The organism is Bordetella petrii (genome assembly GCF_020991325.1).
Classification (GTDB): Bacteria; Pseudomonadota; Gammaproteobacteria; order Burkholderiales; family Burkholderiaceae_B; genus Bordetella_A; species Bordetella_A petrii_E.
The window spans coordinates 1-10,924 of record NZ_JAJMLX010000155.1 but is presented as its reverse complement, the minus strand read 5'-3'; the positions used below and the strand labels follow the sequence as shown (position 1 = coordinate 10,924).

Genomic DNA, 10,924 nt, shown 5'->3' with positions numbered 1-10,924 from the left:
GCGATGGCCAACTCCTTCACCGAGTTCGTGCCGGGCCACACCCACCTGCAGCCGGTCGGCCGGATCGTCTCCGAGGCGATCCAGGCGGCCGGCGGCATCCCGCGCGAGTTCAACACCATCGCGGTGGACGACGGCATCGCGATGGGCCACGCGGGCATGCTCTACTCCCTCCCCTCGCGCGACCTGATCGCCGACTCGGTCGAGTACATGGTCAACGCGCACTGCGCGGACGCGCTGATCTGCATCTCCAACTGCGACAAGATCACCCCCGGCATGCTGATGGCCGCGATGCGCCTCAACATCCCGGTGATCTTCGTGTCGGGCGGCCCGATGGAAGCGGGCAAGACTCGCCTCGCGAACCCGGTCACCAAGGCTATCGAGGTGAAGAAGCTCGACCTCGTCGACGCGATGGTGATCGCGGTCGACCCGTCGTATTCCGACGCGGAAGTCGCCGAAGTCGAGCGCTCGGCCTGCCCGACCTGCGGTTCGTGCTCGGGCATGTTCACCGCCAACTCGATGAACTGCCTGACCGAGGCCATGGGCCTCTCGCTGCCAGGCAACGGCTCCACCCTGGCCACCCACACCGCGCGCAAGGACCTTTACCAGAACGCCGGCAAGCTGGTGGTCGATATCGCCAACCGCTACTACGGCGAAGATGACGAGACCGTGCTGCCACGCAGCATCGCCACCAAGAAGGCCTTCGGCAACGCCATGGCACTTGATATCGCCATGGGCGGTTCCACCAACACCATCCTGCACTTGCTGGCCGCCGCCCGCGAGGCCGGCGTGGACTTCGGCCTGGATGAGATTGACGAAGTCTCCCGCCGCGTCGAAATTCTGCTGCACCAGCAAGGCCTGGGCGGCGTCGTCCAGCGCGTCGGATCGGGCTTGCGCCGTCAGGTCGATGCGCAGGCCGGCCGCTTCGATGATGCGCAGGCGGTCGCCGCCGCGCGAGGCGGCTTGCGCCGCCTGGGAAAAGGCCAGCCATGCGGGGCTGAACGGCAGGGAGGTAGGCATGGAGTGCGCGCGCCGGGACTAGAAGGGCAAAACCGCGTCGGGAGCCAGCCGCTGCAGTTGCTGGCGGAAGTCTTGCTGGATGCGCGCCAGGGCTTCCGGGGTGTCGGCCTCGAAGCGCAGCACGACCACGGGCGTGGTATTGGACGGGCGGGCCAGCCCGAAGCCGTCGGCATATTCCGCCCGCACGCCATCGATGGTTATCACGCGCAGCGCGCCTTCGAACTTGCCTTGTTCGCGCAGTGCCTGCACCAGCGCGAAAGGCTGGCCTTCTTCCATTTCCAGCTTGAGCTCGGGCGTGGAAATGGCTTGCGGCAGCGCTTCCAGCGCCTGCGAGGGGTTGGCGTGGCGCGACAGGATCTCGAGCAGGCGGGCGCCGGTATACAGGCCGTCGTCGAAGCCGAACCAGCGTTCCTTGAAGAAAATGTGGCCGCTCATTTCGCCGGCCAGCGGCGCGCCGGTTTCGGCCAGCTTGGCCTTGACCAGCGAATGCCCGGTTTGCCACATCAGCGGCTGGCCGCCCGCTTCCTGCACGGCCAGGCCCACATGGCGGCTGCACTTGACGTCGTAGATGATGGTGGCGCCCGGGCAGCGCTGCAGCACGTCGCGCGCGAACATGATCAGTTGCCGGTCGGGCCAGATGATCTGGCCCGACCTGGTGACCACGCCCAGGCGGTCGCCGTCGCCGTCGAAGGCCAGGCCGATTGCGCAATCGGTGCGCGCCACGTGCTGGATGAGGTCTTGCAGATTATGCGGATCGGCCGGATCGGGGTGGTGGTTGGGGAAGGTGCCGTCGACGTCGCAATACAGTTCGTCGACCTGGCAGCCCAGCGCGCGGAACAGTTGCGGCGCCACCGCGCCGGCCACGCCGTTGCCGCAGTCGATGGCGATTTTCATCGGGCGGGCGAGCTTGACGTCGCCGGTAATGCGCTGGATGTACTCGGCTAGCAGGTCCAGTTCGCGGCGGGTGCCCGGCTTGGCCACGGGCGCGGCCGGGCTGGCGGCACCCGCGTCCATGGCGGCGCGCAGCGCCTGCACCCCGGCGCCGTACAAGGCCTTGCCGGCCATCATCATCTTGAAGCCGTTGTATTGGGGCGGATTGTGGCTGCCCGTGATGGCCACGCCCGAACCGGTGCCCTGGGTGTAGGCCGCGTAGTACACCAGGGGGGTGGGCACCTGGCCGATATCGATGGCGTCCACGCCGCCTTCCTGAATGCCTTCCTGCAGGGCCAGGGACAGTTCGGCGCTGCTGAGCCGGCCGTCGCGCCCCACCACCAGGGCCTGGACGCCGTTGGCCCGGGCCTCGTCGGCCAGGCTGCGGCCCAGGGCGCGGGCGAATCCGGGGTTGAGCAGGTCGGGCACCGTGCCGCGGATGTCGTAGGCCTTGAAGACGGATTCGGGGTAGCGGGGGGAGTGGTCCAAGCGGGCTCCTTGATGTAGCTGAAAGGTCAATAGCTGCAATTATCCCCGATTCACCCCTTGGGCGCGCTGCCGGGAAAACGCCCAGGGTCCCGGGCTCGCCCTACAATATCCGGCATCCGCAATGTCGCCCGGCCTGGCCGGGCGCCCCGACTCCGGTTGATGTCCATGACTTTACTGAATGCATTGCAGTCCCTGCTGGGGCCGTCCAACGTTCTTACCGGTGCCGATGCCGAGCCGTACTTGCAGGACTGGCGGCGGCGCTACCGGGGCGAGGCCCAGGCGGTAATCCGCCCGGGCACCACCGAGCAGGTGGCCCAGGCGGTGCGCCTGTGCGCGCAGCACGGCGCGCCGGTGGTGCCCCAGGGCGGCAATACCGGCCTGTGCGGGGGCGCCACGCCCGATGGGTCGGGCCAGGCCGTGCTGTTGTCCACGGCGCGGCTGAACCGGGTTCGTTCGGTCGACACGGATAATGACACCATCACCGTCGAAGCGGGTTGCATTTTGCAAGCCGTGCAACAGGCCGCCGCCGACGCGGGCCGCCTGTTTCCCCTGAGCCTGGCGGCCGAGGGCAGCTGCACCATCGGCGGCAACCTGGCCACCAACGCCGGAGGCACGCAGGTGCTGCGCTACGGCAATACGCGCGAACTGGCCCTGGGGCTGGAAGTCGTCACCGCGGAAGGCGAGGTCTGGAACGGGCTGCGCGGCCTGCGCAAGGACAATACTGGTTACGATCTGCGCGACCTTTACATAGGCAGCGAAGGCACGCTGGGCATTATTACCGCCGCCACGCTGAAGCTGTTTCCCCAGCCGGTCGCCTCGTGCACGGCCCTGCTGGCGCTGGACACCATCGATGCTGCGGTCGAGTTGCTGTCGCGCGCGCGGGCCGGGTTCGGCGCATCGCTGACGGGCTTCGAGCTGATGGCGGGCGATTGCCTGCAAAGCGTGGTCCGGCTGTTTCCGCAGCAGCGCCTGCCGTTCGAGGGCGTATCGGCCGATTCGCCCTGGTTTGCGCTGCTGGAGCTGTCCGACAGCGAAAGCGAGACCCATGCGCGCGAGCGCTTCGAGGCAGTGCTGGGCGAGGCGATCGAGGCTGGCCTGGTCACCGACGCCGCCATTGCCGCCAATGTGGCGCAAAGCCGGGCGCTGTGGCACTTGCGTGAAAGCATTCCCCTGGCCGAGGCCGAACAGGGCAAGGGGGTGAAGCACGACGTGTCCATTCCCATTTCGTCCATCGCCGGCTTCGTGCACAAAACCAATGCCATGCTGCAGCAGCGTTTTCCCAAGGTGCGCAATGTGGTGTTCGGCCACTTGGGCGACGGCAACCTGCATTACAACGTGGCGCGGGCCCCGGGCCAGACCGAGGCCGACCTGCTGGCCCTGCAGCAGGATATCTACGATGTGGTGCATCGCAGTGTGGTCGAGCATGCAGGGTCGATCAGCGCCGAACATGGGGTGGGGCAGTTGAAGCGGGACGAACTGCCGCACTACAAAGACGCGCTGGAACTGGCGCTGATGAAGCGGATCAAGCAGGCGCTGGATCCGCGGGGGCTGATGAACCCGGGGAAAGTGCTGCAGGCTTGAAGGCCGGGGCGATTTCCGCGGGTGTCTGGCACCCATGGCACTACCTTAAGCTACCGCGGCGAGCCTTCACGGATGTTCACAGGTGTCTGGCTCCCGTCAGGGTGCCAGACACCGTCCAACTGAGACTATCGAGGCACACATCGGTGTCTGGCACCCCTTACGGGGAGCCAGACACCCGGCAACATACTTGAAAACTCGCCGCGGCAGCTTAAGGTGGCGCCCTGGATGCCAGGTGCCGATGCGCCACCACTTACTTCAGCAGCAGGTCGGGCAGCCAGGATGAAAACCCGGGCACGTAGGTGACCAAAGCCAGGGCGGCCACCAGGGCGCCATAGAAGGGCCAGATGGTGCGCATGACGGCGCCTACCGAGACCTTGCCGATGGCGCATCCCACGAACTGCACCGTGCCCACGGGCGGGGTGTTCAGCCCCAGGGCGCAGTTCAGCAGCATGACCACGCCGAACTGCACCGGGCTCATGCCGTACTGCATGCAGATCGGCAGGAAGATGGGCGTGCAGATCAGGATGGTGGCCGCCATGTCCAGGAAGGTGCCCAACAGGAACAGGGTGATGTTCACCATCAGGAAAATCGCCCAGGGCTCGTTCGAGATCGAGGCCATGAGCTCGCCGGTTTTCTCGGCCACGCTGTAGAAGCCGATCAGGTAGCCGAAGGTGGCCGAAATGCCGATCAGCAACAGCACGATGCCCGTGGTTTTCACGGCCTTGGCGGCGGCGCGGATGAAGTGGTCCCAGGTCAGGGTGCGGTATACCAGCGCGGTCAGCGCCAGGGCGTACAGCACGGCCACCACTGCCGATTCCGTGGCCGTGAATACGCCGCTGAGAATGCCGGCCAGGATCAGCACGATCACGAACAGGCCCGGCGCGGCCGCCACCATCGAGCGCAGCACGATGCCCCAGCCGGGAAACTTGCCCGCGGGATAGCCGCGCTTGCGCGCCACCAGGTAGGCCGCCGCCAGGTTGCACACCGTCAGGATCACCGCCGGCACCACGCAGGCCGCGATCAGCGCCGCGATGGATACTTTGCCGCCGGCGGCCAGCGTGTAGATGATGATGTTGTGGCTGGTGGGCATCAAGGCGCCCACCAGCGCCGCGTGCGTGGTGACGTTGACGGCGTAGTCGGCATGGTAGCCCTCGCGCTTCATCATGGGGATCATCACCGACCCCATGGCCGACACATCCGCCACGGGCGAGCCGGACACGCCGCCGAACAGCGTGCAGGCCACCACGTTGGACATGCCCAGGCCGCCCCGCACATGGCCCACCACCGATTTCGCAAAAGCGACGATGCGGTCGGCGATGCCGCCGTACAGCATCAGTTCGCCCGTGAAGATGAAGAACGGAATGGCCAGGAACGAGAACGCGTTCATGCCCGAGGTCATCTGCTGGAAGGCCACCGCGATGGGCAGGTCTTCGTAGGCGATGGCCGAGATCGACGCCAGGCCGATGGCGAAGGCCACCGGTACCCCGATGATCAGGAAGCCGATGAAGGTCATGGAAAGCAGAGTCAGTGCCATGCGGGAACCACCTTCTGGTTGCGCAGCAGCGCGATGATGTGCTCGATGGAGAACAGCACGATCAGCACGCCGGACAGGGTGGCGGGGGCGTACTTCCAGCCTTCCGACAAGCCCAGGTTGGGAATCTTGTAGGTATGCACGGATTCGGCCAGCACGCCGCAATACCAGGCCATCATGGCGCCGAACAGCAGCACCAGCAGGTGCACGAACAACTGCAGGCGGCGCCGGCCGCCAGGCGGCAGCAGGTCGGCCAGCGACTCGAAGCCGATGTGGCCGGCGTCGCGCACGGCCACCGCCGCGCCCAGCATGGTGACATACAGCACCAGCAGCAGCGACAGGCTTTCGGCCCAGGTGGGGGTGCTGTTCAGCACGTGCCGCCCGAATATCTGGTACGACACGGCGGCCACCAGGCACACCAGTCCGGCCACGCTGAACACCATGCACAGCCGGGCCACTATGGCGCAGGCGCGCGCATAGCCGTCCAGCAGGCGTGTGAGCGCGCCGCCCGGCGCGTTGTCCCGGGCCGTGGGAATGGCTTGGGCAGACATGGCGGCACCCTTATTTCATGGCCTGGATGCGCGACACCAGGTCCTTCATTTCCGGGGTGGTGACAAAGCGTTCGTACACGGGCTTCATCACGGCCTGGAACGAGGCCTTGTCGGGTTCGATGATCTGCGAGCCGGCTTTTTCCACCACCGCGCGCGATTTCTCTTCGCGCTCGGCCCACAGCTTGCGCATATAGGGCACCGATTCGCGGGCCGCGTCGCGGATGATCTTGCGGTCGGCTTCCGGCAGTTTGTCCCATTGGCGCTTCGAGAACAGCAGAATCTCGGGCGTCATGGTGTGCTGGGTCATCGAGTAGTACTTGGCCACCTCGTAGTGGTGGGCGCTTTCGTAGCTGGGGAAGTTGTTCTCGGCGGCATCCACCAGGCCGGTTTTCAGCGCGGTGTATACCTCGCCCATGGGCATGGGGGTGGCATTGCCGCCCAAGGCTTCCACCATGGCCACCGACAGATCCGACTGCTGCACGCGGATCTTCATGCCCTGTACGTCCTGCACCGTCTTGATGGGTTTTTCGCGCGTGTACATCGAGCGCGCGCCGCTGTCGTACCAGGCCAGGCCGACAAAGCCGGCGCTTTCGCAGGACCGCAGTATCTCGTCGCCGATGTCGCTGTCCAGCACTTTGTGCAGGTGCTCGGTGGAACGGAACAGGAAGGGCAGCGAGGGCACGCGCAGCGTCTGGCAGATGTTATGCATGGCGGCGCTGCTGACGCGGGTCATGGCCAGCGCGCCCAGCTTCACCTGTTCGATGGAATCCTCTTCGCGGCCCAGCTTGCTGCCCGCGTACACCTTGACCTCGATACGCCCATTGGTGCGTTGCTTGACCAGTTCGCCCATGTGGCGCACGGCCAGCACGGTGGGGTAGTCGTCGGGGTGGATGTCGGCCGAGCGCAGTGTCTCGGCATGGATGTTCAGGGCCGCCGTGGACAGGCACAGGGCGGCCGACGCGGCCAGGGTGGCGCGTGCGAGGGTATTGCGCAGCATTGTCTACCTCCGGGTTGGGAGTACGGCGTTGTGAGGGCTCTTGTGGAAATCACTGCATGCATGCGGCGTGGGCCTGGGTGGCGGCCCATTCGGGTGCTAGCCGAGGTAAGCCGGTTCCTCCAGGCCGCGGGTGCCGGGCCGCAGGGAGAACAGGGCGCCATCCAGCGCCCCGGCCGGCGTGGCGGGCGGCCGGATGGTGGTAATGAACAGGGTATCCAGGCCGCTGCCGCCGAAGGCGCACATGGCGGGCTTGGCTACCGGCAGGCGCAGGCTGCGGTCCAGCCGGCCGTCGGGGGTGTAGCGGTACAGCAAGCCCGCGTCGTTGCCGCAGATCCAGTAGGCGCCGTCCTGGTCCACAGCGGCGCCGTCGGGCCGGCCGGCGGGCAGGCGTTCGATGAACACGCGGCGACGCGTCGGTACACCGTGGTCGGGGTCGTAGTCCAGCGCCCAGACCACTTGGCGATCGGGGTGCGAGTCGGACAGGTACATGGTGCGGCCGTCGGGGCTGAATGCCATGCCGTTGGGCACGACCAGCGGCAGATCCAGCGGCATGGCCAGTTCACCGCCCGCATAGCGGTACAGGCGGCCGGCGTCGCGGCCCAGCGCCATGTCCTGCACCATCGTGCCAGCCCAGAAGCGGCCCTGGCGATCGCATCTGCCGTCGTTGAAACGCATGCCCGGCGCGGCGTGCCTGACCGTGGCCAGGGCCATGGCCGGGGGCGCGGGCTGTTGAGAGTCCAGCGCCGGCAGGGCGTACAGGCCGGTTTCCATGGCGGCCAGCCACCCCGTGCCGCGCTTGGCGATACAGCCCGCCATTTCGGGCAGATCCCAGTGGCGGGCCTGGCCGTCGGCGGGTGTGTAGCGGCACAGGCGGCGGGCGGGGATGTCCGTCCAGTACAGTGCCTGCTCGGCTGCGTGCCATACCGGGCTTTCGCCCACGGAACACAGCAGCTCGCCCAGGCGTTCGGCCCGCGGTTCGGCGTTCATGATTTGAACGGCCCGGCCTTGACGAAAGCACCGCCCTGGTACTGCGTGGCAGGGTCGGCGGGATCGGGCGCCGGCTGCGTTTCGACGGCCGCGCGAAAGGTTTCCGAGGAGTCTCTGGGCGCAAAGCCCAGATGCGCGGCCTGGCGGTTGTCCCACCAGCTGTCGCGGTTGGCCGAGGCGCCGTACACAATGGTGTGCCCGACATCCGGAACGAACAGCGAGCGCAGCATCAGCTGGGTCAGGTCGTCGTAGCTGAGCCATGTCACCAGCATGCGGCGGTCGCGCGCTTCGGGAAACGACGAGCCGATGCGCAGGCACACGGTTTCGATGCCGTAGCGGTCGAAATAAAAGCGCGACAGGTTTTCGCCAAATGCCTTGCTGATGCCGTAGTAGCCATCGGGCCGCGGCGGCGTATCCGCGTCCAGCACTTCGCCCTGGCGATAAAAGCCGGTGACATGGTTGGAACTGGCGAATACCACGCGCCGCACGCCATGCACGCGGGCGGCTTCGTACAGGTTGTAGGTGCCCTGGATATTGGCGGGCAGGATTTCCTCGAAAGGCCGTTCGACGGACACCCCTCCCAGATGCACGATGGCATCCGTGCCGCGCACCAGTTCCAGCACGGCCTGGGGGTCCGACAAGTCGCAGGCCACCGCCTCTTCGCCAGGCCCGGCAGGCGGCATGGCGGCGATGTCCGACACGCGGAGTATGTCGGCATGGGGACGCAGGCGTTCGCGCAATACGGTGCCCAGGCCCCCGGCAGCGCCGGTAAGAAGCAGACGATGGCAGCGGGCGCTGTCCAGGGACGATTCAGCAGGGGATGTCATGCGGCAGTTCCAGCAATGAGGCGGATGCGGATGAAACTTGACTGATACGTTATCGTACAACTTGATGGCAGTATAATGACGCCAAATTTTCACCGTCAAGCGCATCATTACCCGGGATATCCCTTGATGACTGGCTCCGCAGATCCGCGCGTTTCCGCGCCCCGCCGGCCGCGCAATCTGGCGCAGGGCCTGGTCGAGGATTTCTCAGAACGGATCCGCGGCGGGCAGATCCGCCCTGGCCAGAAACTGCCCACCGAATCCGAGCTGATGCGCCAGTTCGGCGTCAGCCGCACCGTAGTGCGCGAAGCCCTGTCGCGCCTGCAGGCCGCCGGCCTGGTCGAAACCCACCACGGCATCGGCACCTACGCGCTGCAGGCCAGCGGCGGGGCCGACTTCCGCGTCGACCCGTCAGATATCGCCACGGTGCAGGACGTGCTGGTGCTGCTGGAACTGCGCATCTGCCTGGAAAGCGAGGCCGCGGGCCTGGCCGCGCTGCGCCGCAGCGATGCGCAGCTGGCGGACATGCGGGCCGCGCTGGACGAATTCCGTGGTTCTCTGGCCGCGGGCGGCGACACCATCACCCCGGATTTCCGCTTTCACTTATTGGTGGCCCAGGCCACGGCCAACCGCTATTTCGCCGACCTGATGTCGCACCTGGGCTCGGCCATCATCCCGCGCACGCGCATCAATTCGGCGCGCATTGCCCACGAAGACCGCGAACAATACCTGGCGCGAGTGAATCTGGAGCATGAAGACATCTACCAGGCCATCCTGCGGCAGGACCCGGAGGCGGCGCGCGCGGCCATGCGCATGCACCTGAGCAACAGCCGCGAGCGATTGCGCCGGGTGCAGGGGCGCTAGGGGGAAGACGCGGCCGGCGCCGCAATTTTGTCAGATCAAACCCGCCAAGACATATGATGTCATACAAAATTCATCATTATCTTACGGCCGGGAAAGCAGGCAGGCCCCGCCTTGCGGGGCCTGCGTATTGCCAAGGCGGCTGGAGAATCAGCGCGCCGGCAGCACCGTGCCGGACGACTCGCCGAACCCTATGCGCGGATAGCCCGGTTTCTGGCATTGCGCGCGGATGATGACTTGGTCGCCGTCTTCCAGGAAGCTGCGGCGTTCGCCCCAGGGCAGTTCCACCGGCGCCTTGCCGCCCTGGCTCAGTTCCAGCAATGAGCCCGCTTCCTGCGGCGCGGGGCCGGACAGCGTGCCGGTGCCCATCAGGTCGCCGGGCTGCAGGTTGCAGCCATTGATAGTGTGGTGCGCAACCAGTTGGGCGATATTCCAGTAGGCATCCCGGAAATTGCTGGCCGACAGGTGCGCGGGGTCGTGTTGCGCGGCGCGCGAGGCCTCGGTGGTCAGCAGTACTTCCATCTGCACGTCGTAGGCGCCCTGCGCGCGGTTGGCGTCCGAGGACAGGTAGGCCACGGGTTGCGGGTCGCTCTCGGCACGAGTCCAGGCGGTGCGGAATGGCTCCAGCGCTTCCATGGTGACGATCCAGGGCGAGATCGTCGACGCGAAGTTCTTGGCCAGGAAGGGCCCCAGCGGCTGGTATTCCCAGGCCTGGATGTCGCGCGCCGACCAGTCGTTCAGGATGCACAGGCCGAACACGTGTTCATCGGCCTGGTCCAGGGCGATGCGGTCGCCCTGTGCGTTGCCCTTGCCCACGAATATGCCCAGTTCCAGTTCGTAGTCCAGGCGCTTGCACGGTCCGACCGGCGGGGCCTCGCCTTCGGCGGCGGGGCGGGTCTGGCCCACCGGGCGCGGAAAGCGCTGGTCCACACCCACGCTGGAGGCGCGGCCGTGATAACCGATAGGCACCCATTTGTAATTGGGCAGCAGGGGGTTGTCCGGCCGGAACTGCTTGCCCACGGCGGTGGCGTGGTGCAGCGAAATATAAAAATCGGTGTAGTCGCCGATGCGGGCCGGCGTGGTGTATTCGGCGCCGGCCTGGGCCGACAGCAGCGGCTCGAGGCGTGCCTGCAGCGGCGAGCCGCTGCGCAGGGCG

General features: G+C 66.7%; 9 protein-coding genes and 1 pseudogene. 3 read left to right on the top strand and 7 right to left on the bottom strand.

From position 1 onward, the window contains the following. A pseudogene (locus tag LPZ50_RS15595) lies at window positions 1-831 on the top strand (dihydroxy-acid dehydratase); the annotation flags it as partial. A 204-nt stretch (window positions 832-1,035) separates the two neighbouring features. On the opposite strand, the gene LPZ50_RS15590 reads toward LPZ50_RS15595, so the two are convergent. Then, the gene (locus LPZ50_RS15590) at window positions 1,036-2,436 is read right to left on the bottom strand and encodes a phosphomannomutase/phosphoglucomutase (RefSeq protein ID WP_230662382.1); all 1,401 of its coding nucleotides are present in this window, start codon (window positions 2,434-2,436) and stop codon (window positions 1,036-1,038) included. Window positions 2,437-2,601: 165 nt separating this feature from the next. Between LPZ50_RS15590 and LPZ50_RS15585 the strand changes: the two genes are divergently transcribed. Further along, window positions 2,602-4,017, top strand: coding sequence for an FAD-binding oxidoreductase (locus tag LPZ50_RS15585; RefSeq protein ID WP_230662381.1), 1,416 nt, complete (start codon window positions 2,602-2,604; stop codon window positions 4,015-4,017). Between the two features lie 250 nt (window positions 4,018-4,267). On the opposite strand, the gene LPZ50_RS15580 is transcribed toward LPZ50_RS15585, so the two are convergent. The 5 genes from LPZ50_RS15580 to LPZ50_RS15560 all read right to left on the bottom strand — a co-directional run bounded on the left by LPZ50_RS15580 (window position 4,268) and on the right by LPZ50_RS15560 (window position 8,910). After that, window positions 4,268-5,551, bottom strand: coding sequence for a TRAP transporter large permease (locus LPZ50_RS15580; RefSeq protein WP_230662380.1), 1,284 nt, complete (start codon window positions 5,549-5,551; stop codon window positions 4,268-4,270). Then, window positions 5,542-5,991: a TRAP transporter small permease gene (locus LPZ50_RS15575; protein WP_230662383.1), complete on the bottom strand. Its 450-nt coding sequence runs from the start codon at window positions 5,989-5,991 to the stop codon at window positions 5,542-5,544. Before LPZ50_RS15575 ends, LPZ50_RS15580 begins: the two co-directional genes overlap by 10 nt. A 118-nt stretch (window positions 5,992-6,109) precedes the next feature. After that, window positions 6,110-7,096 (bottom strand): TRAP transporter substrate-binding protein, encoded by a 987-nt coding sequence (locus LPZ50_RS15570; protein WP_230662379.1) that lies wholly within the window; start codon window positions 7,094-7,096, stop codon window positions 6,110-6,112. A 96-nt stretch (window positions 7,097-7,192) separates the two neighbouring features. After that, complete coding sequence (locus LPZ50_RS15565) at window positions 7,193-8,083, bottom strand: SMP-30/gluconolactonase/LRE family protein (RefSeq protein ID WP_230662378.1); 891 nt, start codon at window positions 8,081-8,083, stop codon at window positions 7,193-7,195. Next, on the bottom strand, window positions 8,080-8,910 hold the full coding sequence (locus LPZ50_RS15560) for an NAD-dependent epimerase/dehydratase family protein (RefSeq protein WP_230662377.1): 831 nt from the start codon (window positions 8,908-8,910) through the stop codon (window positions 8,080-8,082). Before LPZ50_RS15560 ends, LPZ50_RS15565 begins: the two co-directional genes overlap by 4 nt. Window positions 8,911-9,036: 126 nt before the next feature. Between LPZ50_RS15560 and LPZ50_RS15555 the strand changes: the two genes are divergently transcribed. Then, entirely contained in the window at window positions 9,037-9,771 is a 735-nt protein-coding gene (locus LPZ50_RS15555) for a FadR/GntR family transcriptional regulator (RefSeq protein WP_230662376.1), read from the top strand. A 147-nt stretch (window positions 9,772-9,918) separates the two neighbouring features. On the opposite strand, the gene fahA is transcribed toward LPZ50_RS15555, so the two are convergent. After that, a partial coding sequence (gene fahA / locus LPZ50_RS15550) for a fumarylacetoacetase (RefSeq protein ID WP_230662375.1) occupies window positions 9,919-10,924 on the bottom strand: 1,006 nt, incomplete at its 5' end.